At 72.8% G+C, this 25,309-nt stretch carries 20 protein-coding genes, 1 other RNA gene and 1 pseudogene; 6 read left to right on the forward strand and 16 right to left on the reverse strand.

Features of this window, described 5'->3' with window-relative positions; translation table 11 throughout:
• Positions 1 to 33: 33 nt before the first annotated feature.
• The 4 genes from QFZ71_RS10405 to QFZ71_RS10420 form a co-directional block, all read right to left on the reverse strand.
• Positions 34 to 1,215: an acyltransferase family protein gene (locus QFZ71_RS10405; protein WP_307667971.1), complete on the reverse strand. Its 1,182-nt coding sequence runs from the start codon at positions 1,213 to 1,215 to the stop codon at positions 34 to 36.
• Positions 1,212 to 3,437, reverse strand: coding sequence for a glycosyltransferase (locus QFZ71_RS10410; protein ID WP_307667972.1), 2,226 nt, complete (start codon positions 3,435 to 3,437; stop codon positions 1,212 to 1,214). Before QFZ71_RS10410 ends, QFZ71_RS10405 begins: the two co-directional genes overlap by 4 nt.
• Entirely contained in the window at positions 3,438 to 4,109 is a 672-nt protein-coding gene (locus QFZ71_RS10415) for a hypothetical protein (RefSeq protein ID WP_373465100.1), read from the reverse strand.
• 161 nt (positions 4,110 to 4,270) lie between these two features.
• The gene (locus tag QFZ71_RS10420; RefSeq protein WP_307667974.1) at positions 4,271 to 5,242 is read right to left on the reverse strand and encodes a LysR family transcriptional regulator; all 972 of its coding nucleotides are present in this window, start codon (positions 5,240 to 5,242) and stop codon (positions 4,271 to 4,273) included.
• Between the two features lie 261 nt (positions 5,243 to 5,503).
• Here QFZ71_RS10420 and QFZ71_RS10425 point away from each other — a divergent pair, with 261 nt between their 5' ends.
• The gene (locus QFZ71_RS10425; RefSeq protein ID WP_307671401.1) at positions 5,504 to 6,772 is read left to right on the forward strand and encodes an MFS transporter; all 1,269 of its coding nucleotides are present in this window, start codon (positions 5,504 to 5,506) and stop codon (positions 6,770 to 6,772) included.
• Here QFZ71_RS10425 and QFZ71_RS10430 read toward each other — a convergent pair.
• The 3 genes and pseudogenes from QFZ71_RS10430 to QFZ71_RS30450 form a co-directional block, all read right to left on the reverse strand.
• Positions 6,760 to 6,972 carry a hypothetical protein gene (locus QFZ71_RS10430; protein ID WP_307667975.1) on the reverse strand — a complete coding sequence of 71 codons (213 nt, stop codon included), beginning with the start codon at positions 6,970 to 6,972 and terminating at the stop codon, positions 6,760 to 6,762. The genes QFZ71_RS10425 and QFZ71_RS10430 overlap by 13 nt on opposite strands.
• A 53-nt stretch (positions 6,973 to 7,025) precedes the next feature.
• The gene (locus QFZ71_RS10435; protein ID WP_307667976.1) at positions 7,026 to 7,232 is read right to left on the reverse strand and encodes a hypothetical protein; all 207 of its coding nucleotides are present in this window, start codon (positions 7,230 to 7,232) and stop codon (positions 7,026 to 7,028) included.
• A 76-nt stretch (positions 7,233 to 7,308) separates the two neighbouring features.
• Positions 7,309 to 7,671 (reverse strand): annotated as a pseudogene (locus QFZ71_RS30450) (ATP-binding protein); the annotation flags it as partial.
• Between the two features lie 228 nt (positions 7,672 to 7,899).
• Here QFZ71_RS30450 and QFZ71_RS10440 point away from each other — a divergent pair.
• The gene (locus QFZ71_RS10440; protein WP_307667977.1) at positions 7,900 to 8,769 is read left to right on the forward strand and encodes a helix-turn-helix transcriptional regulator; all 870 of its coding nucleotides are present in this window, start codon (positions 7,900 to 7,902) and stop codon (positions 8,767 to 8,769) included.
• Entirely contained in the window at positions 8,766 to 8,975 is a 210-nt protein-coding gene (locus tag QFZ71_RS10445) for a DUF397 domain-containing protein (RefSeq protein WP_307667978.1), read from the forward strand. The genes QFZ71_RS10440 and QFZ71_RS10445 overlap by 4 nt, the downstream gene beginning before the upstream one ends.
• A gap of 123 nt (positions 8,976 to 9,098) precedes the next feature.
• Here QFZ71_RS10445 and ssrA read toward each other — a convergent pair.
• The 5 genes from ssrA to ftsE form a co-directional block, all read right to left on the reverse strand.
• Positions 9,099 to 9,485, reverse strand: a transfer-messenger RNA (tmRNA) gene (gene ssrA / locus QFZ71_RS10450).
• A 143-nt stretch (positions 9,486 to 9,628) separates the two neighbouring features.
• Positions 9,629 to 10,117 (reverse strand): SsrA-binding protein SmpB, encoded by a 489-nt coding sequence (smpB, locus tag QFZ71_RS10455; RefSeq protein WP_307667979.1) that lies wholly within the window; start codon positions 10,115 to 10,117, stop codon positions 9,629 to 9,631.
• Positions 10,118 to 10,135: 18 nt separating this feature from the next.
• Positions 10,136 to 11,323: a S41 family peptidase gene (locus tag QFZ71_RS10460; RefSeq protein WP_307667980.1), complete on the reverse strand. Its 1,188-nt coding sequence runs from the start codon at positions 11,321 to 11,323 to the stop codon at positions 10,136 to 10,138.
• Between the two features lie 68 nt (positions 11,324 to 11,391).
• Positions 11,392 to 12,309, reverse strand: a complete 918-nt coding sequence (gene ftsX, locus QFZ71_RS10465) for a permease-like cell division protein FtsX (RefSeq protein WP_307667981.1) — start codon at positions 12,307 to 12,309, stop codon at positions 11,392 to 11,394.
• 54 nt (positions 12,310 to 12,363) lie between these two features.
• Positions 12,364 to 13,053, reverse strand: a complete 690-nt coding sequence (gene ftsE / locus QFZ71_RS10470) for a cell division ATP-binding protein FtsE (protein ID WP_003968787.1) — start codon at positions 13,051 to 13,053, stop codon at positions 12,364 to 12,366.
• A 258-nt stretch (positions 13,054 to 13,311) separates the two neighbouring features.
• Here ftsE and QFZ71_RS10475 point away from each other — a divergent pair, with 258 nt between their 5' ends.
• Positions 13,312 to 13,512 (forward strand): hypothetical protein, encoded by a 201-nt coding sequence (locus tag QFZ71_RS10475; protein WP_307667982.1) that lies wholly within the window; start codon positions 13,312 to 13,314, stop codon positions 13,510 to 13,512.
• Between the two features lie 239 nt (positions 13,513 to 13,751).
• Here the strand turns inward: QFZ71_RS10475 and QFZ71_RS10480 are convergent, their stop codons facing one another.
• From QFZ71_RS10480 to QFZ71_RS10495, 4 genes are all read right to left on the reverse strand, one after another.
• Positions 13,752 to 14,687, reverse strand: a complete 936-nt coding sequence (locus QFZ71_RS10480) for an LPXTG cell wall anchor domain-containing protein (RefSeq protein ID WP_307667983.1) — start codon at positions 14,685 to 14,687, stop codon at positions 13,752 to 13,754.
• A 328-nt stretch (positions 14,688 to 15,015) separates the two neighbouring features.
• The gene (prfB, locus tag QFZ71_RS10485) at positions 15,016 to 16,122 is read right to left on the reverse strand and encodes a peptide chain release factor 2 (RefSeq protein ID WP_307667984.1); all 1,107 of its coding nucleotides are present in this window, start codon (positions 16,120 to 16,122) and stop codon (positions 15,016 to 15,018) included.
• 81 nt (positions 16,123 to 16,203) lie between these two features.
• Complete coding sequence (locus QFZ71_RS10490) at positions 16,204 to 17,451, reverse strand: serine/threonine-protein kinase (RefSeq protein ID WP_307667985.1); 1,248 nt, start codon at positions 17,449 to 17,451, stop codon at positions 16,204 to 16,206.
• Positions 17,452 to 17,648: 197 nt separating this feature from the next.
• Positions 17,649 to 19,319 carry a serine/threonine-protein kinase gene (locus QFZ71_RS10495; RefSeq protein WP_307667986.1) on the reverse strand — a complete coding sequence of 557 codons (1,671 nt, stop codon included), beginning with the start codon at positions 19,317 to 19,319 and terminating at the stop codon, positions 17,649 to 17,651.
• 472 nt (positions 19,320 to 19,791) lie between these two features.
• Here QFZ71_RS10495 and QFZ71_RS10500 point away from each other — a divergent pair, with 472 nt between their 5' ends.
• Entirely contained in the window at positions 19,792 to 23,544 is a 3,753-nt protein-coding gene (locus QFZ71_RS10500; protein WP_307667987.1) for an FHA domain-containing protein, read from the forward strand.
• 325 nt (positions 23,545 to 23,869) lie between these two features.
• The gene (locus QFZ71_RS10505; RefSeq protein ID WP_307667988.1) at positions 23,870 to 25,228 is read left to right on the forward strand and encodes an ABC transporter substrate-binding protein; all 1,359 of its coding nucleotides are present in this window, start codon (positions 23,870 to 23,872) and stop codon (positions 25,226 to 25,228) included.
• The last annotated feature ends 81 nt before the right edge of the window (positions 25,229 to 25,309 follow it).

Here is a 25,309-nt window from a genome sequence, read left to right on the forward strand (position 1 = left end):
ACCGGGCCGGGGCCGGCCCGGTGAGAAGGGCGGCTACGGCCGGCCGTCGGGCCGAAGTCGCGGGCGGCGCCCGGCGGCGAGGTCCTCGGCCCAGCCGAAGGCGAGGACGCAGAGCGCGATGAGGGCCCAGGTGATCAGGAGGACCGGTATCCAGCTCTCCAGGAGCCAGGGGACGTTCTCGCCGAGGGCGTCCACGGACCAGAGCCGGTCGTAGAGCGTGGCGGCGGTCAGGATGCAGACGTTGTGCCAGAGGTAGACGGTCACCGCACGCGAGTTGAGCAGGGTGACCGGCCGGTCGAGGGCCCGCAGCCGCCGCGGCCACGCGGTCCAGGAGGGGCTGTGGTGCAGCAGGAGCAGCACGCAGCCGAAGGACCAGAGGGCCTGGGCGAGCGGGATGGAGTCCAGGTCGTAGCCGCTGCGGAACCCCTCGTGGGCCGCCCACCACAGCCCGGCGCCCGCGAAGAGCGGGGCGACCGAGGGCACGACGTAGGCGGGGAGCCGCTTCAGGACGCCTTCCTGGTGGGCCATGCCGAGGACCCAGCAGGCGCCGAAGGTGGAGAAGTCGGTGATGGCGGAGTCGAGGCGGTCGGTGGCGGAGAACAGCTCCAGCCGCAGCACGACGGCCAGCACGAGGGGGGCGAGCAGCGTCGGCCAGGGCAGCCGCCGCAGACCGCGCAGGATCAGCGGGGAGAACAGCACGAACCAGAGGTAGGCGCGGATGTACCAGAGCGGCCCGGCCAGGTCCTCGGGCCAGCTCTCGCCGAGGAATCCGTCGATGCCCGCCACGTCGTCCGCGTACGGCGGGTCGCTGAGCGGCAGCACCCAGTACGCCAGGTGCTGCCACCACCAGCCGGGGTGGCCCTCGGCGTCGGGGCCCCACCCCTGGGCGACCATGCCGGTGACGCCGATCGCGCCGAGCAGCCACAGCGGCGGCAGCAGCCGGCGGAGGCGGCCGCGGATCACCTGGACGGCGGGCCGTTTCAGCGAGCGGGCCATCAGCGTCCCGGCCAGGGCGAACATGATGCCCATGGAGGGGAGGACGAGGGGCAGCCAGGCCCAGCCGGTGAGGTGGTAGAGGACGACCCGGAAGAGGGCGAGGGCCCGCAGCAGGTCGAAGTACCGGTCGCGGACGGGGTGCGCGCCGACGGCGGGCGGCGTCGGGACCACGGGACCCGGTGCGGTGGGGGCGGGCGCGGGGCGGGGCGGAGCGGTCATCCGAAGGGCTTCCGTTCCGTGGCTCCGTGGGAGGCATCGGCGGCGGACCGCTGCGGGTACGGGGCCGGGACCCCGCCGGGGACCTCCAGCGCGCCCGTGCGGCGCAGCTTCTGCCAGCGCAGCCGGCCGCCGGTGAGCGCGGTGATCCAGGACTGGAGCAGTACGACGTACATGAGCTGGCGGTAGAGGATCTGCTGGAGCGGCAGCGAGATCAGGTGCGTCATGCGTTCCTTGTCGAGCCGGAACGCGTACGCGGCGCAGACCGCCTGGACGACCAGCACCCCGAACCAGGCGGCGACCGTCTTCCCGGTCGGGCCGAAGACCAGCCCGTACAGCAGGAACACGTCGATCAGCGGGGCGAGCAGCGGGGCGACGACCATGAACAGGGAGACGAACGGCAGTCCGACCCGCCCGAAGCGGCCGGAGGGGCCGCGTTCGACGACGGCGCGGCGGTGCTTCCAGATGGCCTGCATGGTGCCGTAACTCCATCGGTAGCGCTGCGACCAGAGCTGCTGCACGGACTCCGGGGCCTCGGTCCAGGCGCGGGCGTTCTCCGCGTAGACGACGCGCCAGCCGTCCCGGTGGAGGGCCATGGTGACGTCGGTGTCCTCGGCGAGGGTGTCCTCGCTCATCCCGCCGACCCGCTCCAGGGCCGCGCGGCGGAAGGCGCCGACCGCGCCGGGGATGGTGGGCATGCAGCCGAGCACGTCGTACATGCGGCGGTCCAGGTTGAAGCCCATCACGTACTCGATGTGCTGCCAGGCGCCGATGAGCGAGTCGCGGTTGCCGACCTTGGCGTTGCCCGCGACGGCCCCGACGCGGGGGTCGCCGAAGGGCTGGACCAGCTCGCCGATGGTGGCGGGTTCGAAGACGGTGTCGCCGTCCATCATCACGACGATGTCGTACCGGGCGTGCCGGATGCCGTTGTTGAGGGCGGCGGGCTTGCCCGCGTTGCGCTGGCGCACGACCCGTACGCCGGGCAGCCGCATGGCCTCGACGAGGTCGGCGGTGCCGTCGGTCGAGCCGTCGTCGATGACGATGATCTCGATGGGGTGCTCGCTCACGACGAGGGAGCGCACGGTGGCCTCGATGCACTCCCGTTCGTTGTACGCGGGGACGAGGACGGAGACCGGGCGGGTGACGGGCGGGCCCCAGCTGAAGTCGTGGCGGCGGACCTTGCGGGCGTGCGCGAAGGACAGCAGCAGCATCAGCCCGAAGCGGGCCAGGACCAGGACGCCGATGACGGCGAGCCCGGCGACCAGGACCCCGGTGACCCGCTCGGAGACGGCCACGGCGGAGACGAACGCCTTGCCCTTCCACAGCGCGAACCCGGTGACCGGGGCGTGCGCGGAGGGGGCGTCCAGCGCCGTGGTGAGCCGGGTGAAGGTGTAGCCCCGCTCCGTGAGGTCGGGCAGCAGGGTGTCGAGCGCGGCCACGGTCTGCGAGCGGTCGCCGCCGGAGTCGTGCATGAGGATGATCGCGCCCTTGCCGTCCTTCGGCGTGGCCCGCTCGACGATGGCGCGGACGCCGGGGCGCTTCCAGTCCTCGCTGTCGGTGTCGTTGACGACGGTGAGGTAGCCGCGGCTGCCGATGTACTCGGTGACCGGCCAGGACGTGTTGTCCATGGCCGACGAGAAGGAGGAGTACGGCGGCCGGAAGAGCGAGGTGCGGATACCGGCCGCGCCCGCCAGTGCCAGCTGGTTCTGCGACAGCTCCCAGTCGATGCGCTCGGTGGACTGGTAGGAGAGGTCGGGGTGGTTGAAGGTGTGCAGCCCGATCTCGTGGCCCTCCTCGACCATCCGCTCGACCAGGTCGGGATGGCGGGCGGCCATGGTGCCGGTGACGAAGAAGACGCCGTGCGCGTCGTACTCCTTCAGCTTGTCGAGCACCTTCGGCGTCCACACCGGGTCGGGCCCGTCGTCGAAGGTCAGGACGATCCTGCGGTCGGGTACGCGCAGGGTCCTGACGTCGCCGGAGCGGGCGTCGATGACGGGACCGCCGGAGCGGACGTCCTTCGGCACCTCGGTGGTGCGGTCGGCGGCGCGGACCCGGTGGTCGGCGAGGATCTCGTTGTGCACGTATCCGCGCAGCATCAGCATCGCGAGCAGGGCGACGAGGAGTGTCGTCGGCAGGAGGTAGCGCATGGGGAGCCGGAACCGGCTCCGACCACGTGACGCCTTCCTCCTCCTGCCGTTCCTGCCCCGCGTGACGGGGGCGTTCATCTACGGGGCGCTCTCTTCTTCCACCGGCGGGTCGGGAGTCTCGGCGGGCGGAACCGTGGGGGCGGTCGGCTCCGGCGCGGGGGACGGCGGCGGTTCGGCCGGCGGTTCGGCGGCCGAGGTCGTGGGGGCCGGCCCGGTTCCCGGCCCCGTCTCCCCGCCGGTGGTCGCGGCCGGGGCCGCCGGCCGGGACGCGGAGGGGTCCTTCGCGCTTCCGGCGGGCACCAGGACGGAGGTGGCCGAGGGGGCGGCGCCGGGATCGCCCGAGGCGTCGGGAACGGCGGGGTCCGAGGCGCCGGGAGCCGGTCCGGCGGCCTCGCCGGGCAGCTCGCCCGTGGCCTCGGGGGCCGGGACGTCCTCGACCTGCTCGGCCCGCGCCTTCTCCTCGGGCCCGGACACGGGCAGCCAGGGGGCGCTGGAGTTTCCGCCGAGGACGGCGAGGACCAGCGTCACGGCATAGGCGGCACAGCCCACGGCCAGGACCCAGCCGATCCGGCGGAGGGTCTTGCTCCGGCGCCCGCTCTCGTCGACGAAGACGGGGCCGTCCGAGCCGTCCGCCGGGGAGGGTCCGCCGGGCAGTTCGGCGAGGCGGCGGCCCAGTCCGTCGAGCCGGAGGGTCGCGTCACCGGGCTCGTGCGTGTGCCCGGTCGTCTTGTCTTCGCGCCACATGTCCACAGGTGCAGCCCATCCCCCACTGAATGAATCAGGCGCACCGAATTTGACTGGTTCTTTACTGTCGGACCGGCCCCCACCCGTCCACGAACCTGGCGTCCATGCACCCGGACGATGAATGTAGCGCACGGCGTTGACGCCCAAGTGCCCCTGAACGGAGTTGATCAGGAACGGTTTCGCATCAGTGACACATCGCTCTCGGGCAGCCAGGACCCCGGCGGCCGGATCAGCCAGCCTTCGCCAAGAGCCAACTGGTCAGCGGCGGTGCGTAGCGCGGCTACGCCGGGGTGCCTCAGCCCCTTGCGCCAGACCAGCGAAAGCGGCGAAAGCGGAATCGGATCGACGAGGGGGCGCAGCACCGTTCCGGGCAGCGGCGGGAAGCCGGTGACGGCGAGCACCGGGTGGCCCGCCTTGGAGATGACCCGCTGAAATTCGGCCACCCCCACGGCCAGCGGGACGGGCGGCGCCATCGCGATGTCCCACTCGGCGAACAGCAGGGCGGCGAGGTCCGTCCACTCCCGTGTCCGTTCGTTGCCGGCCCCCGCGTGGACGGTCGCTCCGGACAGCTCGGCCAGGGCGACCGCCTCCCGCTCGGCGAGGGGGTGGGCGGCGGGCACCATCAGGGCCATCGGCTCGTACCGCACGGGGTGCACGGCCAGCCCCGAGCGCACCGCGGGAGCCAGCCCGGCGGCCCGCCCGAAGGAAGCGTCGAGCCGCCCGGCCAGGATCTCGGACGCCGCCCAGGTGAGCCCGGACTCGAAGCGGGCCATCAGCTCGCACTCGGGCACCAGCTCGCGGGCGCGCCCCAGCACGCGGGCGGCGGTGGCCCCGTCGCTGTTCAGGTCCACGAGGAGCGGCCGGGCGGGAGCGCCGCTGAACGCCCCGGCGAGTTCGGCGTGCGCGTCGAGCACCCGGCGGGCGTACGGCACCAGGCGTTCGCCGTCCGGGGTGAGCGCGACCTGCCGGGTGGTACGGACGAACAGCTCCGCCCCCAGCTCCCGCTCCAGCCGCCGGACGTCCCGGCTCAGCGCCTGCTGGGCCACGAAGAGCCGGGCGGCGGCGCGGGTGAAGTGCAGCTCGTCGGCGACGGCGAGGAAGGAGCGCAGCAGGCGGGGATCGGTGTCGGTGGGAGGCACGCCGGCGAATGTACCGCGCGGGACCCCATTCACAACACAGGTGCGTGAATCCGGCGCAGAAGGTGTTGGACCGGGGCGGCGGGGCGCGGCGAGCCTGTCCGTATGCCGATACCCCCCGCCGCCCGCCCGGAGACCGTGCCCCCGTCCACCACGTACGCCCGCCCCGATCCGGCGGCCCGGGTCCCGCGCGCCCGGCGCCCGGAGACCGCGCCCCGGCCCACCGCGTACGCCCGCCCGGTCCGGGCCTCCGCTCCCCCGGCCATGCCCCTGCTCGCCGTATCCGGCGGCCAGCTGGTGGCGGCCCCGCGCTCCGTCCCCCTGCGGCCGGGACCACGGCGTTCCCGGCCGTCGCCCAACCCGTACCTCCGGCTGCTGGCGACCCCCGGAGCCCGCGCCTTCACGGCGGGCAACCTCATCGCCCGGCTGCCGATGGGGATGCTGAGCGTCAGCGCGGTCATCATGATCGCCGGCTCCCGCGACTCGTACGCCCTCGCCGGGGCCGTCACCGCGACCGGCCTGGCGGCGACGGCGGTCGTCGCGCCCTTCACCGCCCGGCTGGTGGACCGCTACGGGCAGGCGCGCGTCGCGGTGCCCGCCACGGCGCTCGCCGTCCTCGGCTCGCTGGCGCTCGTGCTGTGCGTGCACCTCGACGCCCCGGCCTGGACGCTGTTCGCCGCGTACGCCGCGACCGCGACGACCCCGAACACCGGCGGGATGTCCCGAGCCCGCTGGGCACACCTGCACCGGGGCGACCCGGCGGCCCTGCACACCGCGAACTCCTTCGAACAGGCCGCCGACGAGCTGTGCTTCATGCTGGGCCCGGTGCTGGCCGCGACGCTCTGCGGGGCCCTGTTCCCGGAGGCGGGCACCCTGGTGGGGGCGGCGCTCCTGATGACCGGCGTCCTGGTCTTCGCCGCCCAGCGCGCCACGGAACCGCCCGTCACCCCCCGCACGAAGGCCGTGGCCTCGCCCCTGCGCGCGCCGGGGATGCCCGCGCTGCTGGCGGTCTTCCTCGCCACGGGCGCGGTCTTCGGGGCGCTGGAGGTGGTCTCCATCGCGCATGCCGGGGGCGCGATCCTGGCGCTCCAGGCGGCGGGATCGTGCGTGGCGGGCCTGGTCTACGGTTCGCTGCGGCCCGCGCGGGACGTCCATCTGCGGCTGCTGCTGTGCCTGGCCGGGATGACGGGGCTGATGTCCCTGCCGCTGCTGGCCGCCGCGGGCTCCGCGGCCCTTCCGGTCCTGGCGCTCTGCCTGCTGCTGGCGGGGGCGGCGACCGCGCCCACCATGGTCACGGGCATGACGCTGGTCCAACGGTCCACCCGACCCGAGCAGTTGAACGAGGGCATGACGCTCGCGGTCACCGCGCTGCTGGGCGGCGTCGCGGCCGGCGCGGCGACGGGCGGCTGGCTGGTCGAGCACGTCGGCACGGTCCCCGGCTACGCGGCCCCGATGTCCGCGGCGGCCCTGGCCCTGGCCGTCGCGGGGGCGGGGCAGCGGGCGCTGAACCGCGCCCCCGGTCAGGCCCGTTGACGAATCCACGCCGCCAGCTCGCGGACCAGCTCGGCCGAGGCCCCTCCGAGGTGGACGAGCGCCTTGTCGGTGATGGTGGGAAGGTCGCCGTGGAGGGAGGGCAAGGAGAAACCTGCCAGCCGGAGCGCCTCGGCGAGATCCTGGGCGGCCAGATTGCCTTCGACGAGCGCGGCAGCCTGTGCGGGTCGCTGGTGGAACATGAGGGATCAGCCTTTCGTCGGTAAAGAGCCGGTGGGGAACGGGATATGACGGGTCACGACGGGCGCGGGGGCGCCGAGAGGACGAACCCCAGCTCTCCCGCCGCGTCCACGACGAGCGACATGAGCTGAGCGGTGGTGAGCGCCTCGCGCCGCTCTCCGTGCGGTCCGAAGGCCAGGACGTACGCGGCCGGCTCCGCCCGGACCAGGGGCACCCGGAGCCCTGGTGTCGCACCCGCCGCCGGCCGGGACCTGTCCGTCACGGAACTCCTCCAGAGCGCGGGGGCCTCCGGCCGCAGCGTGGCCGCTCTGCGGCTGCGGGACGGAGAGCACGAAGTAGACGGCTTTGCCGTGCGGCACGGTCCGTACGCCCCAGTCGTCGGCGAGGCTCTCCACCAGGAGCAACCCCCGCCCCGAGGTGGCGTCGAGGCCCCCGTGTCGGACGACCGGAACACCTTCGCCGTGGTCGGTGACGGTCACGGTGACGGCACAGGCCGACCGCTCGCACCTCACTCGGAAGAAGGGGCCGCCCGTGGCGTGCAGGACGGCGTTGGTGACGAGTTCGCTGACCAGAAGCTCGGCGGTGTCGGAGATCTCGTCACCGATCTGCCAGTTGCGCATCACCCCCCGCACAGATTTCCTAGCCGCCCGCACGGACTCCTCGGCGACCGGAAAGGTCAAGGCCGGCTCTTCGCTGGACACCAGAGTTCACCTCTCGGCATGCGGTGCGGACAGGCGGATGCGCTCGTCCGCACCACGGGCATTGCCACGCTTCGCCATCATGGAATGACGTTCCGTGACCGACCGGAACACCGTAGCGCTGCATGCTTCCGTTCTGCAAGTACCCTTTCGCATGTATGCATATCTACTTGCTGGCGCTCCCGCCGGACCAGCGGGCAAACTGAGCACCGACACCACACGAGGAGCACGATGGGCCAGACGATCAGGAGCCGCCGCCTGGGTTCGGACCTGCGGCAACTGCGCCGCAGGGCCAACCTGACGGCCGAGGCGGTCGGCGTCGAACTCGGCTTCTCCCAGTCCAAGATGAGCCGCATAGAGAGCGGCGACGTCCGCGTCTCCCGTACCGATCTGAAGGCCCTGCTCGCGCTCTACGACGTCACCGACGAGAAGCAGATCACCGCGTTCCTGGAGGCGGCGAAGGACGCCAAGTCCCGTGGCTGGTGGATCGCCTACGAGGACGCCCTGCCGCGCGAGTACCGCGACTTCATCGCGCTGGAGGGATCGGCGGCCGGCATCCGGACGTTCGAGGGCATGATCGTGCCGGGCCTGATGCAGACACCGGACTACACCCGCCACATCATCACGGCGGGCCCGGCGGTGCTTCCGCCGGGCCACGTGGACTCGCTCATCAAGGTGCGGATGGAGCGCCAGTCGATCCTGGACGGCGAACAGCCTCCGAAGATCTGGGCGATCGTGACCGAGGGCGCCCTGCGCCAGGTGGTCGGCGGCTACACGGTGATGCTGGACCAGCTCCACCACCTGACCCGCCTCACGGAGCGGAGCAACATCACGCTCCAGGTGCTCCCGTTCGAGGCGGGCGCGCACGCGGGCGTACAGAGCTCTTTCTGGCTCTTCGATTTCCCGGCGGACCCCAGCATCGCCTGCGTGGCCAACCTGACCGGGACGCTGTTCATGGACCAGTCCGGGCAGCTCCACGCGTTCTCGGACGCGTTCGACAACCTCCGGGCCAGTGCGCTGAGCCCGGCCGATTCACTGACGCGCATCACCGACATCATGGATCTGATGCGCGAAGAACAAGACAAGAGGAAGCCATCATGACCAGCGCCACCCCCACCGTCGTCGGCCCGTTCGTGAAGGCCACCGCAAGCGGTCAGCAGGATGCGTGTGTGGAGGTGGCCCCCCTCTCCGACGGCGGCCGGGCAGTCCGCGACAGCAAGAACCAGCACGGCCCCCGCCTCCACTTCGGCCCCGCCCAGTGGACGGCCTTCACCGCCGGCGTGAAGACCGGCGGATATGAGGTCTGACCCGACCCCGCCCGAGGGCCGGGTGCCACGGAAGCGATCCGTGGCACCCGGCCCTCGGCGCTTTCGGGCAGCAAAAAACCGCTGCCCCGCGAGCGAACTCGCGGGGCAGCGGCCTACATGGGGTGGTGGAGATGGCGGGAATCGAACCCGCGTCCAACGGTGCGGAACCAGGGCTTCTCCGAGTGCAGTTCGCTACGCTTTTCTCGGCCCCGGAGGTCACGCGAACAAGCCTCCGACAGGCCCAGCCACTGTTTGATTTCCTTCTCGGCCCCGTGGCCGGGCCGAGAAGTTTAGATCCCTAGTTGATGCCAGGATCCGGGTCGGGATCACCCCCGGGCTGACACTCCGCAGAGTCTTCGCTAGCTGCTAATTAGGCAGCGAGGGCGAAGGCGGAGGAATCGCGCTTGGAATTGGCGATTATTGTTTGCGACATATGGTTTACGAGATCATTGCCGCTTCCTCGACTCGCTTCCCCTGCTTCGACATCCGCTGTCGAAACCGATCATCCCCATGTTGATTTTTCAAAACGCGCACCTTCGCTGAGGTGCACGGCCCATCGTACGTGACCGACGCGGGACGATGCCAGCGCATTACCTCGCCCCGGTGCCACGGGCCGGGCTCGGAGCCCCGCCCGCCGTCCCGCCGGGGCCCGGTCAGGCGCTGCGCTGACGGCGGCGGACGGCCGCGATGGCGCGGTTCGTCTCCCGCGTGTCCTGCTTCTCGCGGAGCGTCTGCCGCTTGTCGTACTCCTTCTTGCCCTTCGCCAGCGCGATCTCGACCTTGACCCGGCCGTCCTTGAAGTACAGCGCGAGCGGCACGATCGTGTGGCCCGTCTCCTGGGACTTCGACTCCAGCTTGTCGATCTCGGCCCGGTGCAGCAACAGCTTGCGCTTGCGCTTGGCCGCGTGGTTGGTCCAGGTGCCCTGGACGTACTCGGGCACATGGATGTTGTGGAGCCACGCCTCGTGGTCGTCGATCTGGACGAACCCGTCGACCAGGGAGGCCCGCCCCATGCGCAGGGACTTGACCTCCGTACCCATGAGGACGAGACCGCACTCGTAGGTGTCGAGGATCGTGTAGTCGTGCCGCGCCTTCTTGTTCTGCGCGATCATCTTGCGCCCGGTGTCTTTTTCCTTCGCCATAGTGCGGTCATTTTCGCACTACGACCCACCCCCGAGGCCACTCAATACCGTCTCGGCCCGCTGCTGGGCCCGCTCGCGCACCACGAGGTCGGGGGTGATGCCCCTGCCGTCGACGGTCCGGCCGCCCGGTGTGCGGTAGTGGCCGACGGTCAGCTCGGCCACGGAGCCGCCCGGCAGCTTGCTCGGCATCTGCACGGAGCCCTTGCCGAAGGTCGGCGACCCGACGGTGACCGCCCGGCCGCGGTCCTGGAGCGCGCCCGTCAGCAGCTCGGCGGCGCTCATCGTGCCGCCGTCCACCAGGACGACGACCGGCCGGTCCGTGTCCCCGCCCTGGTCCGCGTAGAGCGCCTGCTGCTGACCACGCACGTCGTACGTGGCGACCAGCCCGCCGTCCAGGAAGGCGGAGGCGGCTATGACCGCCTCGGCGACCAGTCCGCCGGAGTTGGCCCGCAGGTCCAGGAGTATCCCGGCGTCGTCGGGTGCGTCCCGGACCGCGTCCCGGACGTCGGCCCCCGCCCCCTTCGTGAAGGCGGCGACCTTGATCAGCACCGCCGGGGAGGACGCCTCCCCCAGCCGCCGCACGGTGACCGCCTCGGTGGTCAGCCGGGCCCGCTCCAGGGTCCGCGTCCAGTTCCGCCCCGCGCGGGCCAGCCCCAGCTCCACCCGGCTGCCCTCGGCCGCTCCCGTACCGTCCCCGCGGAGCAGCGCCACGACCTCCGCGACGGGGCGCTTGCGGACCGCGCGGCCGTCCAGGGTGCGCAGCAGGTCGCCCGCCCGGATGCCGGCGCGGTGGGCGGGGCCGCCGGGCTGGACGCGGGAGACGGTGACATCTCCGTGGGCGGTGCGCCGGGCCGAGAGCCCGACCCCGGTGTACGAGCCGTCCAGAGCCTGCTCGAACTCCTCGTACTCCCGCTCGTCGTAGACCGCGCCCCAGCGGTCCCCGCTCCGGCTGACGACCTCCTCGGCGGCGTCCTTCACGGACTTGCCGTCCGCCTCGGCCTCGGCCGCGGCGTCCTCGATCTCCTCGCGGTCGACCGGGGCGACGGTGGAGGAGACGGCGCGGGTCTGCGGACCGGGCTCGGGGTCGGGGCCCTGCGGCAGCGAACCGGTCGCGGCGGCGGTGGCGAGAGCGCACCCGAAGATCAGAGTCAGGGCCGCCCCGCGGCACAGACCGCGGGGCCCGAAGCGCTGTGCGGAGCCGGACATGGCGACGAGTCTAGGACAAACCCCTTGGGGCGCACGGGAGATCACCCGTGCGCCCCAAGGGGCTTACGTCACACCTTCAGGTACTTGCGCAGCGCGAAGAGAGCGGCGACGGCGGGCATCAGCAGGCCGATGGCGAGCACCAGCGGAAGCTTGGTGAGGACCGCGTCCCAGCCGATGAAGTCGATCAGGTTCAGCTTCTCCTGGAGCGCGAGGCCGCCGTCGATCAGGAAGTACCGGCCTCCGAGCAGCATGGCGCAGGCCAGCACGCCGCCGATCAGGCCGGCGACGGCCGCCTCCATGATGAAGGGGGCCTGGATGTAGAAGCCGGAGGCTCCCACGAGGCGCATGATGCCCGTCTCACGCCTCCGGCTGAACGCGGAGACGCGCACGGTGTTGACGATCAGGATCAACGCGATGACGAGCATCAGGATCATCACGTAGATCGCGACGACGTTCATGCCGTTCATCAGCTCGAAGAGGTTGTCCAGGATCGACCGCTGGTCCTGGACGGACTGCACCCCGTCCCGTCCGGCGAAGGCCGTCGCGACGACCTTGTACTTCTGCGGGTCGTCCAGCTTCACGCGGAACGACTCCTGCATCTGGTCGGGCGTGATGTTGCCCGCCATCGGGGAGTCGCCGAACTGCTCCTGGTAGTGCTTGTACGCCTCGTCGACCGTCTCGAAGTGGACCGTCTCGACGGCGTCCATCTTCTCCAGGTCGGCCTTGATCTGGTCCTTCTGCTCCTTGGTGACAGCCCCCTTGGCGCACTTGGGCATGTCCTTGGCGTCGTTCTTGTTGCAGAGGAAGATCGAGACGTTGACCTTGTCGTACCAGTAGTCCTTCATCGTGCTGACCTGCTCGCGCATCAGCAGCGCACCGCCGAACAGGGCGAGCGAGAGGGCGACGGAGACCACGACCGCGAAGGTCATCGTGAGGTTGCGGCGGAGACCGACGCCGATCTCCGACAGGACGAACTGGGCGCGCATGGCGTCCTTTCAGTACTCGATGCTCGAAATGCACGAGGGGCCGAAGCCCCTCGGTCAGTGCTGGTAGCCGTAGACGCCGCGTGCCTGGTCGCGTACGAGACGGCCCTGCTCGAGCTCGATGACGCGCTTGCGCATCTGGTCGACGATGTTCTGGTCGTGGGTCGCCATGATCACGGTGGTGCCGGTCCGGTTGATCCGGTCCAGCAGCTTCATGATGCCGACGGAGGTCTGCGGGTCGAGGTTGCCGGTCGGCTCGTCCGCGATCAGCAGCATGGGGCGGTTGACGAAAGCGCGGGCGATGGCCACGCGCTGCTGCTCACCACCGGAGAGCTCGCCGGGCATCCGCTCCTCCTTGCCGCCCAGGCCGACGAGGTCGAGGACCTGCGGCACGGCCTTGCGGATCTCTCCGCGCGGCTTGCCGATGACCTCCTGCGCGAAGGCCACGTTCTCCGCGACCGTCTTGTTGGGCAGCAGCCGGAAGTCCTGGAAGACCGTCCCCAGTTGGCGGCGCATCTGCGGCACCTTCCAGTTGGAGAGCCGCGCGAGGTCCTTGCCGAGCACGTGGACCATGCCCGTGCTGGCGCGCTCCTCGCGCAGGATCAGTCGCATGAAGGTCGACTTGCCGGAGCCCGAGGACCCCACCAGGAAGACGAACTCACCCTTCTCGATGTCCAGAGAGACATCGCGCAGAGCCGGTCGGGTCTGCTTCGGGTAGGTCTTGGAGACGTTGTCGAATCGGATCACGAATGCACCACGGTCGGCCGGGAGTAGGTGAGCGTGACCATACGCGAACCGGGCTCACGCGTGCAGGCGGCGTCCGGCAATGGGCGTTTTATGGTGGATCGACCACCGGAACGAAACGGGGCGTGCCGGACCTTGTCCGGCGGGCCGCGCCGAAACCGCCGCGAGCTGGCACAGTGGTGGGGGGAACGGTCGCGTTCCCGTGAGCGTTGTGCGGAGAGAGACCAGGAACGGTTCCGCCGCGCGGGAGGAGGAGTGCGCATGACCTATGACCGACTGGTGTGCGCGAACTGCGCGTCCCCCGTCAGCGAGGGCCGCTGCCGCGTCTGCCGTGCCGTCCGGCAGCAGATGCTGGAGGAGCAGGACCAGGGTCCGCTGGCCGGGATGAGCCCGGCGATGCTGATCGCCCTGATGGTGGTGCTGCTGACGGCGCTCGCGCTGCTGGCCCACCAGGCCGCCTGATCCGGCCCGCACGGCACGTTCCTCCTCGGACCGCCGGCGGCCCGCCCCTGTCTAGTGCCCGCGGAACGTCGAGCGCCCGCGGAACGACGCGTACGTCCGTCTGAGCGGTCCGGGCGCACGAAAGGGTCCGGGAGGCTTGGTATGCCCTCCCGGACCCTTCTTCATGCTGTTCCGTACCGTGTACGGGCCTCGCTCGGACCCGCTACACGTCGGTACGGTCCACCGCGGTCCGCTCGGACCTAGGCGACCGTGCGACCGCCGCCGACCAGACGCGGCAGGATACGGAAGCCGATGCCGCCCGCGATCATCGTCGCGGCGCCGATGACCAGGAAGGTCGTCTCGGCCGCACCGGTCTCGGCGAGCTCTTCCTTGCCCTTGCTCTGCTCGACCGGCTTGTTGCCGACGCTGTCGGTGTCGGTGTTGTCGACGCACTCGACGCCGTCGAGGTCGACGGTGCAGCCGGCGTCGTCGCCACCGGTGGCGGAGCCGCCGCCGGTCGCGCTGGAGCCACCCTGGTCGCCGCCACCGACGCTGGAGCCGCCCTGGTCGCCGCCACCGATGTCGCCGCCACCCTGGTCGCCGCCACCCTGGTCGCCGCCACCCTGGTCGCCACCGCCCTGGTCGCCACCGCCCTGGTCGCCACCGCCCTGGTCGCCACCGCCCTGGTCGCCACCGCCCTGGTCGCCACCGCCCTGGTCGCCACCGCCCTGGTCGCCACCGCCCTGGTCGCCACCGCCCTGGTCGCCACCGCCCTGGTCGCCACCGCCCTGGTCGCCACCGCCCTGGTCGCCACCGCCCTGGTCGCCACCACCCTGGTCGCCACCACCCTGGTCGCCACCACCCTGGTCGCCACCACCCTGGTCGCCACCACCCTGGTCGCCACCACCCTGGTCGCCACCACCCTGGTCGCCACCACCCTGGTCGCCACCACCCTGGTCGCCACCACCCTGGTCGCCACCGCCGACGTCAGCGCCGCCGATCGGGTTGTCGTTGCCCTCGGAGGCTCCGCTGTCGTCCCCGCCCAGCACGTCCGCCTGGACCTCGACGTCGACGACACCGGTGTCCACACCGATGCCGACCGCCTGCGCCGCGCCGGCCGCGGTCAGCGAGGCGCCCGCGGCGATGACCGCGCCAGCGGCGATCCGCGCGACGCGCACACGCGTCTTCTTCGTCATGTGTTGCTACCCCCAGTAGCTGAATCTCGTCATGGAGCAGCGGTACGCGGGCCGCGGGGCCTGTGGGGCATCGCTCTCGGCAAGGCCACGTCGCACCGTGGTCACCCCGCCGCCCCCCTGGTTCGCACCCGTCCCGGACATACGCATGCTGCTCTAGCACCCTGGCCAGAGTTAAGGACTACGTCAAGGCCGTTCCGTGCACTAGGCGGCGATATGAGAGGTGTTGACGGCTATTCGGAAGCGGGACTGTGACGTACCGGGCACAGATGCCCCCGACGCGGAAAGGCCCGGACAGTCCTGTCCGGGCCCAACCTCCGTAGCGCTGAGGCTACTTCTCGCTCTGCTTGCGCCAGCGGATGCCGGCCTCGACGAAGCCGTCGATCTCACCGTTGAAGACCGCTTCGGGGTTGCCCATCTCGAACTCCGTACGCAGGTCCTTGACCATCTGGTACGGGTGGAGGACGTACGAACGCATCTGGTTGCCCCAGGAGTTGCCGCCGTCGCCCTTGAGCGCGTTCATCTTGGCCCGCTCCTCCTGGCGGCGGCGCTCGAGGAGCTTCGCCTGGAGGACGTTCATCGCGGACGCCTTGTTCTGGATCTGCGAGCGCTCGTTCTGGCAGGAGACGACGATGCCGGTGGGCAGGTGGGTCAGACGCACCGCGGAGTCCGTGGTGTTGACGCCCTGTCCGCCGGGGCCCGAGGAGCGGTAGACGTCCACGCGCAGCTCGGACTCGTCGACCTCGACGTGGTCGGTCTGCTCGACGACCGGCAGCACCTCGACGCCCGCGAACGACGTCTGGCGGCGGCCCTGGTTGTCGAAGGGCGAGATGCGCACCAGGCGGTGGGTGCCCTGCTCGACGGAGAGGGTGCCGTAGGCGTACGGGACCTGGACGGCGAAGGTGGTCGACTTGATGCCGGCCTCTTCGGCGTACGCGGTCTCGTAGACCTCGGTCTTGTAGTTGTGCCGCTCGGCCCAGCGGAGGTACATGCGCTGGAGCTTCTCCGCGAAGTCGGCGGCGTCGACGCCACCGGCCTCGGCGCGGACGGTCACCAGGGCCTCGCGCGCGTCGTACTCGCCGGAGAGGAGCGTGCGGACCTCCATCTCGTCCAGCGCCTTCTTCACCGACACCAGCTCGGCCTCGGCCTCCGCCCGGGCGTCGGCGTCGCCTTCGTCCTCGGCGAGCTCGAAGAGGACGGCGAGGTCGTCGATGCGGCCGCGCAGCGCCTCGGCCTTGCGGACCTCGGCCTGGAGGTGCGAAAGCTTGCTGGTGATCTTCTGGGCCGCCTCCGGGTCGTCCCAGAGGGACGGCGCCGCAGCCTGCTCCTCGAGCGCGGCGACTTCCGCCCTCAGCGCATCCAGGTCCAGGACGGCCTCGATCGACCCCATGGTCGAGGAGAGGGACTTCAGCTCTTCGGAAATATCGACGACTGCCACGGGTCCAGCGTAACGGCTGGACGGGTGAAGCTCGCCCTCCCCCGAGAACGGGCCGGAAACCGGCCCGCGGAAGCGGGGCGGTCAGGGGGTGGCCGGGGCCGAGTTCTCGCTGTCCCCGGGCGTGGGGCCGCCGTCGCCGCCGCCGGTCGCCAGCCAGCCGCCGACCGCGATCGCGGCACAGAGGGCGACGGCCGAGGCACCGAGGGTGATGCGGCGCTTGCGGACCGCGGCCGCCTTGTTGCGGGCGGAGCCGGGCCGGGGCTTTCCCGGGGACCGGGGGGCGCGGGCCGTGCCGAGCGGTCCGCCCGCGAGCTCGTCCGGGGCCGGGACGCGCATGCTCGTGTGGGTGTCGCGGTTGGAGTCGGGAGCGGAGCCGGGCACCAGCGGGACCGCGCCGCGGCGGCGGGGTTCCTCGGCGGCCGGGGTGTACTGCTGCTCGTCGTAGGAGTCCGGCTCGTGTTCGCTCTCCTCGGGGCCGGGCTCGTCCACCTCCAGCGGGGGTATCCCGGCCAGCAGGGGCAGCAGGTCGCGCAGCCGTACGGCCAGTTCCGAGGCGCGCAGCCGGGAGGCGGGGGCCTTGGCCAGGCACTGGACCAGGAGTTGCCACAGCTCCTCGGGGATGCCGGGGAGCGGGACGACGGTCTCGGTGACGTGGCGGCGCAGCACCGCGCCGGGGTGGCCGCCGCCGAAGGGTGTGAACCCGGCGAGCAGCTCGTACAGCACGGTGGCCAGGGCGTAGATGTCGACGGCGGCGCGCGGCGGGAGGCCCTCGACGATCTCGGGGGCCAGGTAGTCCGGTGTGCCGATGATCTTCGTGGCCTTGGTGCGGCGCGGGGTGTCGATCAGCTTGGCGACGCCGAAGTCGGTGAGCAGGGCGGGGTGGGCGCCGCCGGGACCGAGCGGGCCTTCCATGTCGAGCAGGATGTTCTCCGGCTTGACGTCCCGGTGGACGATCTGGGCCTTGTGCGCGGCGGCCAGGCCGTCGGCGACGTCCGCGACGATCGCTACGGCGGCCTCGGGGGCGAGCCGGCGCTCGCGGTCGAGGCGGGTGCGCAGGTCGGTGCCGCGTACGAGGGTCATGACCAGGGCCAGGTCGTTGCCGTCGACGACGAGGTCCCGGACGGCGACCACGTGCGGGTGGTCGAGTCCGAGCAGGGCTGTGCGCTCCTGCACGAAGCGGCCCACGAGCTCCTGGTCGGACGCGAGGTCCTCACGCAGCAGCTTGATGGCGACCGGGCCGTCGGGCCCCTCGCCGAGCCATACCGTGCCGGCGCTGCCGCGCCCCAGGATCTGGTGGGCCGTGTACCGGCTGCCGATATTCCGTGCCACGACTGCTCCCTCAGCGGCTGGCGGTGGACCCCCGGTCGACAAAGTTACGCGGCGTTCGGGGTGTCGCACGCCCAGGATGGCACCGACCTCGGCTTCTCCGGGCGGAATGGGCCCGGAGAAGTCGACAAAGGGACAGTGTGACGGGTCGGGGCCCGCCCGATCGGTGACGGGGCGGGTCCCTGGCGATCGGTGGCGGGTCAGGCCCCGCCGGAGCCTCCGGTGCTGTCGTTGAGCTTCGAGATCCAGTCGGTGACCGTGCCGATCGCGTCGCCGATGGTTTCCCAGTAGCCCTTGCCCTGGGCCACCCAGTCCTGGAGGGCCAGGTCCCAGACGAGCCAGCCGGCGATGGTCAGGAGCACCACGGTGAACAGGCAGCCCTTGAGGCAGCCGAGGCCGGGGATGCGCATCGGGTTGGCGCTGCGCTGCCGCGGCGGGCGCGGCTCGCGCCGCGGGCGCGGGGCGGGAGGCTGCGGCTGCTGGGGCTGCGGTGCGTACTGCTGCTGGGGCTGGGGCGGCTGCTGGTAGCGCTGCGGCTGGGGCTGCTGTTGCTGCCGCTGCGGCGGGTACTGCTGGGGCTGCGGCGGCGGCTGGCGGCGCTGGGGCGGCTGCTGCTGGTGCTGCTGCGGCGGCTGCTGGCGCTGGGGGCGGCGGCGCAGCGGGTCCTGGCTCGGGTCCAGGTACTGCACCTGGGTCTGCTCGTTGCGGTCGCGGGCCGCCTGGAGCTGCGACTGCCAGGGGTGCGGGCCGTCCGGCTGCGGCGGCCCGTCGGGGCGCTGGGGCACGGGCGGCATGACGGCGGTCGGGTCGGCGCCGGGCCCCCGGCCGGGTCCGCCCTGGCCGCCGGGTCCGGTCTGCGGGAGCACGCTGGTGGCCGCGGACGGGTCGAAGGAGCCCGCGTTGCTCGGCAGCACCTGCGTGGGGTCGGCCGCGCCCGGAGTGTCCGGTACGGCGGTGGGGGCCGGGTCGGGGGCGAGCAGGGCGCCGACGCCGTCGGCGGCGGCGATCTGCGCGGAGTTGGCGTGGACGCCGATACCGGCGGCGACCGTCCGCAGACCGCGGGCCAGGTTCTCGGCGCTGGGCCGCCGGTCGGGGTCCTTGCTCAGGCAGCGCTCGATGACCGTCCACAGCGGCGCGGGGACGGTGGAGGGACGGCGTGGCTCCTCGCTGAGATGCCGGTGCAGGACCTCCAGGGCGGTGCCCCCGGCGAACGGCGGACGACCGGTGACCAGCTCGTACAGCAGGATGCCGGCGCCGTAGACGTCGACGGCGGAGGTCTGCGGGCGGCCCTCGGCGGACTCCGGCGCCACATAGGCGGGCGTGCCGACGAACTCGTGGGTCCGGGTCAGGCCCGGGGAGTCGGCCAGCCGCGCGATGCCGAAGTCGGTGAGCATCGGGGTCATGCCGCCGTCGCGCTCGTCGAGCAGCACGTTGGCCGGCTTCAGGTCGCGGTGGACGACGCCGTCGGCGTGGCTGGCGGCGAGCGCGTCCGCGATCTGCGCGGTGAGCAGGGCGGCGGCGACCGGGGTGAGCGGGCCGTTCTCCCGGAGGTAGCGGTGCAGGTCGGGGCCGTCGATCAGGTCCATCACCAGGGCGAGGAGATCGCCCTCGACGACGAGGTCGCGGGTGCGCACGATATTGGGATGGGTGAGCCGCAGCAGGACGGACCGCTCCCGCAGGAACCGCATCACGACGTCGGCGTCGTTGGCCAGTTCCTCCTTGAGGACCTTGATGGCCACGGTCTCGCCGGGCTGACCCGCGACGGCTGCCTCGGCGCCCGCGGTCTCCCGCTGGCGGGCTCGCCAGACGGTGCCCGTGGCGCCGCGTCCGAGCGGCTCCTCGAGCAGGTACTTGCTGCCTACCGGCCGCACGTCATGCGCTCCCTGCTGATCGTGGTGCTCGCGGCCCACCGGGGCCCGAATGTTCCGGCCCACTGTAATGCCGCCGAACGGGGCGCAGGAGGCTCACGTTTCGAGGGAAGACGCGGGGACCGGACCGAAGGTTGCCGCACGGGTGGTTGAGGATCGACCGACGGTTCGATCATGCGTGCGGATTCCCGTCCGGCATACGGCCACTACCCGCCCGAGAGCACCTTCGAGCGGCGGAATCCGGACGCGAGCGGGCACTTTTGCGCCCACAGCCGACCATTCAAGATCATGTGAAGGTGACCGCCGGGGCGTGTTGTCAGCGGCAGGTGCGAGGATGCCTCCAGCACGGATCTGCGGATGCGGAGTCCCGCGGTCCGTGACGACCTGTACGGACGACGTGTCCGTGCCGGGTGGGGGGAATCACAGGGCGTTTCCCCTGCCGGGCACCCTCGCGCAGAAGGGACCGCTGACGGCGATGCAGATCCGGCTGACCGTCCTCGCGCCGCGCAGCGGCCAGACCCCGGCGCGCACCTGCGACGTGCTCGTCACCGCCCCCGCCGGGACGGCGCTGGCCGCCGTCGCCTCGCAGCTGGCCGCCGCCGTGTCGGGGCCGGAGAGCTCCCAGGGCGGCGGGGCCGTCGTGCTCTTCGCCGGGCGGGAGCGGCTGGACGGGCACCGCATCGCGCTGGGCGAACCCCCTCTGGTGGACGGCGCGGTCCTCTCGCTCCAGGTCCCCGGCGACGACGAGGCGACGGACGACCCGGTCCCGGCCCAGCTCCACGTGGTGGCGGGGCCGGACGCGGGCGGCGTCCACCTGCTGCACGGCGGGCAGATCCGGATCGGCCGCTCGGCCGACGCGGACGTCCCCCTCGACGACCCGGACGTCTCCCGGCTGCACTGCGCGGTGACGGTCTCGGACGACGGCCGGGTCTCGGTCGCCGACCTCGGCTCGACCAACGGCACCTCGCTGGACGGCGTCGAGGTGCGCGAGCGGCCGGTCCGCCTCGCCCCCGGCGCCCTGCTGCGGCTCGGCGAATCCGCCCTCCGGCTCGCTCCGGGCTCCCGTCCGCCGAGGCTGACGACCGCCCCGGACGGCGAGGGGCACCTGCGGGTGACCCGCGCCGAGACGGGCCACCCCGCACCGGGCCGCTCCGCCGGTACGCCCCTCGGGCCGGGCGTCCCCGAGCAGGACGGCCCCGCGTACGGCGCGTCCTCCCCCGGCTCGCCGTCCGCCGCCTCCCCCTTTCCGTCCCCCGGCTCCGCTCTCCCGCCTGCCGCCTCCGCCGCCTCGTCGCCCTCCGGTTCCGGGGCGTACGACTACGCGGAGTCCTGGCCGGAGCAGGCCGAGGCCGGGCCGGGCGGCGCGTCTCCGGGGCCCGGCACCCATGCGCGGGGCGAGCGGTTCGCCGGCGCCCCCGCGCCCCGACGCGGCATAGGCGCCTGGGCCAGGCGGCTCACGGGCGGCGCGAAGGGCGAGCAGGCGACGGGCCGGGAGGCGGGCGCCGACAGGTCCGCCGCACCCGACTCGTACGCCGCCTCCCGCGTCCAGGGCGCTCCTGGCGCGGCCCACGGATCGACGGTGCACGGCTTGGGCGCGGGCTCCCCCGGCTCTGCGGGCGGCTTCGACGCGGGCTCCCCCGGCTCTCCGGGCGGCTTCGACGATCCCTCCGGCGGCCCGTCGGGGTCCGGGCACCTCGCCTCCCCGGTCTCTCCCGGCTCCCCCTTCTCCGCCCTGCCGTCCGCCCCCGAGGGCACCTGGCCCGACCCCGCCGCCGTGCTGCTGACGGCGCTCGGCCCCGGCCCCCGACTCTGGGAGCGCCACCCGGACCACCCGGAGGCCCTGGTGGTCCGGCTCGGCACCACGGACCGGGCCGAGGTGCCCGCCGTGCCGGTGACGGTGGGGCTGCGGGAGGCCGGTTCGCTCGGGCTCGCCGGTCCGCGCGCCCGGCTGGCCGGTCTGGCCCGTGCGACGGTGGCCCAGCTCGCCGCGCTGCACTCGCCGTTCGACCTGGAGATCGTCCTCATCAGCACGGACCGCTCCCGCACGCTGGAGGAGCGGCGGCGCGAGTGGTCCTGGCTGGGCTGGCTGCCGCATCTGCGCCCGACGCACGGCCAGGACTGCCGGCTCCTCCTGGCGTACGAGCGTGAGCAGGCGGAGGCCCGTACGGCGGAGCTGGTACGCCGCCTCGACGAGGGCCCCCTCGGTCCGGGCTGGCCGCATCTGGACCGGGCCTCCCTGGCCGGGGCCGCCCGCGCCCACACGGGCCCCCACACGGTGGTCGTCCTGGACGGCGACCCCGGCACGGCGTTCCTGCGCGAGACCACGGCACGGCTGGCCGGGGCGGGGGCGGCGGCCGGCATCCATCTGATCTGCCTGGCCGACACCCCCGCCGCCTCCCCCACCTCGCCGGTGGCCGCGACGTACGAGGCGGCCTGCCAGGCGTCCCTGGCGTTCCGGGAGTGCGGGGCCGTCGCCATGCTGAGCGGGGACGTGGCCACGGCGTTGCGCCTGCTGCGCACGGCGGGCGGGCAGGCCGCGGGACACGGCACGGTGGCCGCGGTGGACGCGGTGTCGGCGGCCTGGGCCGAGCGGTTCGGGCGGGCCCTGGCACCCCTGCGCGAGGAGGGCTCGGCCGCGCTGGCGGGCCGCCCCACGACAGCGGCTCTGCCGCCGTCGGCCCGGCTGCTGGACGAACTGGGCCTGGCCCGTGCCACCCCGGCCTCGCTGATGGCCCGCTGGGCGTCCACCGCGGAGGCCCAGCCCGGCGCCACGCCGCCGCGGGCCGTGGCGGCCTCCCCGCACCGTTCGGAGCTGGACGGCGCGAGCTCGGGGCGCACCCTCAGCGCGGGTCCGCGCGTCGGCCCCCAGCGGACGGCGGCCTCATCCCCGCACCACGACTCCGTCCGCACGCCGTACCCACCGCTGGACACCCGCGACTCCGGCCGCACGCCGTACCCACCGCTGGACACCCGCGACTCCGGCCGCACGCCGTACCCACCGCTGGACACCCGCGACTCGGGCCGCACCCCGTACCCACCACTCGACACCCGCGACTCCGGCCGCACGCCCTACCTCGGCGTTCAGCGTTCCGCGCCGGGGGCGGGGGCCGGGCAGCGGCGCGGGGCCGACTCCTCCGCCGCCGGGTCCACCGGGGCCCCTGCGGCCGGCCGGCCCGTCCTCGTGCTCGGGGCGGGACCCCGCGGCCCCCTCAGCGTCGATCTCGCCGACGAGGGCCCGCACCTGCTGATCGAGGGCCCGCCGGGCAGCGGCCGTACCGAGCTGCTCCGGGCCGTCGCCGCCTCGCTCGCCTCCGCGGCCCGGCCCGACCGGCTCGGCATCCTGCTGGTCGACGGGTCCGGCGGTGAGCAGGGCGACCGGGGCGAGGGTCTGCTCCCCTGTACGGAGCTGCCGCACGTCTTCGGCCACCTCGTGGCGTACGACCCGGTCCGGATGCGGGAGTTCGCCCAGGCGCTGGGCGGTGAGCTGAAGCGGCGCGCGGAGCTGCTCGGCGACCTCGACTTCGCCACCTGGCACGAGCGGCACGCCCGGCAGGAGGTCCCGCAGGAGGTCTCCGGGCGCGTGGTGGGCCAGCGCCCGCCGGTGGGCGCCGAGCGCCGGGGCGATCTGGACTCCCCGGCCACCGGCACCCTGCGGCTGCGCCCGGCCGCCGCCCGGCCCGCCGAACCGGGCGCGTCCCCACTGCCCCGTCTCGTCGTCCTCGCCGACGACTTCGACGCGCTGGTCGCCCCGGCGCTCGGCTCCCCCGGACGGCCCGCCGCAGGTTCGGTGGTGCGGGCGCTGGAGGCCGTGGCCCGCGACGGCGGGCGGCTCGGGGTGCACCTGGTCGCCACCTCCGCGCGCCCCGACCGCACCGAGGACACCGAGCTGGCACAGGGGGCCCGTCTGCGCATCGTGCTGGACGCGCCGCTGCTTCCCCCGTCCCCGGACGAACCGGCCCCCGGCCGCGGCCGGCTGGGGCACCCGGACGGCCGGGTGACGCCGTTCCAGGGGGGCCGGGTCACCGGCCGCATCCCACGCACGGCGACGCTGCGACCCACCGTCGTACCGCTGGAGTGGGAGCGGATGGGAGATCCGCCGACCCGGCGTCCGGTGCGGGAGCTGGGCAACGGGCCGACCGACCTGGCGCTGCTCGCCAGCGCGCTGGAGCGCGCTGCCCGCTCGGTGAACGCCGAACGCCTGCCGGCGCTCGTCCCGTTCACCTCCTGAGGGCGGACGCCCGTCCGGCTACGGCCGGTTCGGACCGTCACCGCCGGACCTCTTTCCGCGCTCGCCGCGTCCGCCCTCGGCCGGTCCGGCAGCCGCCCGCAGAGGTTCCGCGCACCGTTCGGACCGAGTCCGGACGGCACGTTCCTCACCTGCCCGCGGCAGGCTTCCGACATGCCCTGACATGACGTCACGAGGCGATCACGATCGGCCTGTTGGACCCCATGGTGGTATTGCGGGGCCCGTTCGCCGGGCGTAGGACTGTGCGCACGGACGACGTGGTCCGGGCACGTCGTGGCCGGGCCTGTCAGGAAGAGACGGGGCAGGAATGCGCACAACCTTCTCGATACGCAGGACCGCGCTCGTGTTCGCGGCGGTCGGCGCTCTGGCGCTCACCGGCTGCGGAGGCGACGGCAAGAAGAAGACGGACGAGGGCTCCGGCAAGGGCACGGACAGCGCGTCCACGGTGAAGCTGCCGAAGCTGGACGGGGAGAACATCTCCGTCGCCGCGGTCTGGACCGGACCCGAGCAGGAGAACTTCACCAAGGTCCTGGACGAGTTCGAGAAGCGCACGGGCGCGAGCGTGACGTTCGTCCCGGCGCAGGACCCGATCATCAACTTCCTGGGGACGAAGATCGCGGGCCAGCAGCCGCCGGACGTGGCGATGATCCCGCAGGTGGGCGCGATCCAGCAGGCGGCCGCGAAGAAGTGGGCCAAGCCGGTCGGGGCCGAGGCGAAGGCCCAGCTCGACAAGAACTACGCGAAGGTCTGGCAGGACCTCGGGTCGGTGGACGGCACTCAGTACGGGGTGTACTTCAAGGCCGCCAACAAGTCGCTGATCTGGTACAACGCCGCCGCGTTCGACAACGCCGGAGCGAGCGAGCCGAAGACCTGGAAGGACTTCCTGACGACGGCGGAGACGATCTCCGCCTCGGGCGTCACCCCGGTCTCGGTGGGCGGGGCGGACGGCTGGACCCTCACCGACTGGTTCGAGAACATCTACCTCTCGCAGGCCGGCCCGGAGAAGTACGACCAGCTCGCGCAGCACGAGATCCCGTGGACCGACCCGTCCGTGAAGGACGCGCTGACCTCGCTGGCCGAGCTGTTCGGCAAGCCGGAGCTGATCGCGGGCGGTGCGGACGGGGCGCTCCAGACCGAGTTCCCGGCCTCGGTGACCCAGACCTTCACCGGAGGTGACCAGCCCAAGGGCGCGATGGTCTTCGAGGGCGACTTCGTCTCCATCAACATCGCGCAGACCGAGGCGAAGATCGGTACGGACGCCAAGGTCTTCCCGTTCCCGGCGGTCGGCGCGGACTCCCCCGTGGTCACGGGTGGCGACGCGGCCGTGGCGCTCAAGGAGACCAAGGGCGCGCAGGCGCTGCTGACCTGGCTGGCGTCGTCGGACGCGGCGAAGATCTGGGCCGAGGCGGGTGGGTTCATCTCCCCGAACAAGGGTCTGGACCTGAAGGCGTACCCGAACGACGTGCAGCGCACGATGGCGCAGGCGCTGATCGACGCCGGTGACGACGTCCGGTTCGACATGTCCGACCAGGCCCCGCAGTCGTTCGGCGGGACGCCCGGCAAGGGTGAGTGGAAGATCCTCCAGGACTTCCTGAAGAACCCGAAGGACATCGCGGGGACCCAGAAGGAGCTGGAGTCCGAAGCGGCCAAGGCGTACAAGAGCTGACGCCGTGACGACAGCGACCGCGGGAGGCGCCGGTGCGGCGCCTCCCGCCGACGAGACGAGTCCGCGCCCGTCCCCGGACCC

Origin of the sequence: Streptomyces sp. V2I9 (assembly GCF_030817475.1) — a bacterium.
Classification (GTDB): domain Bacteria; phylum Actinomycetota; class Actinomycetes; order Streptomycetales; family Streptomycetaceae; genus Streptomyces.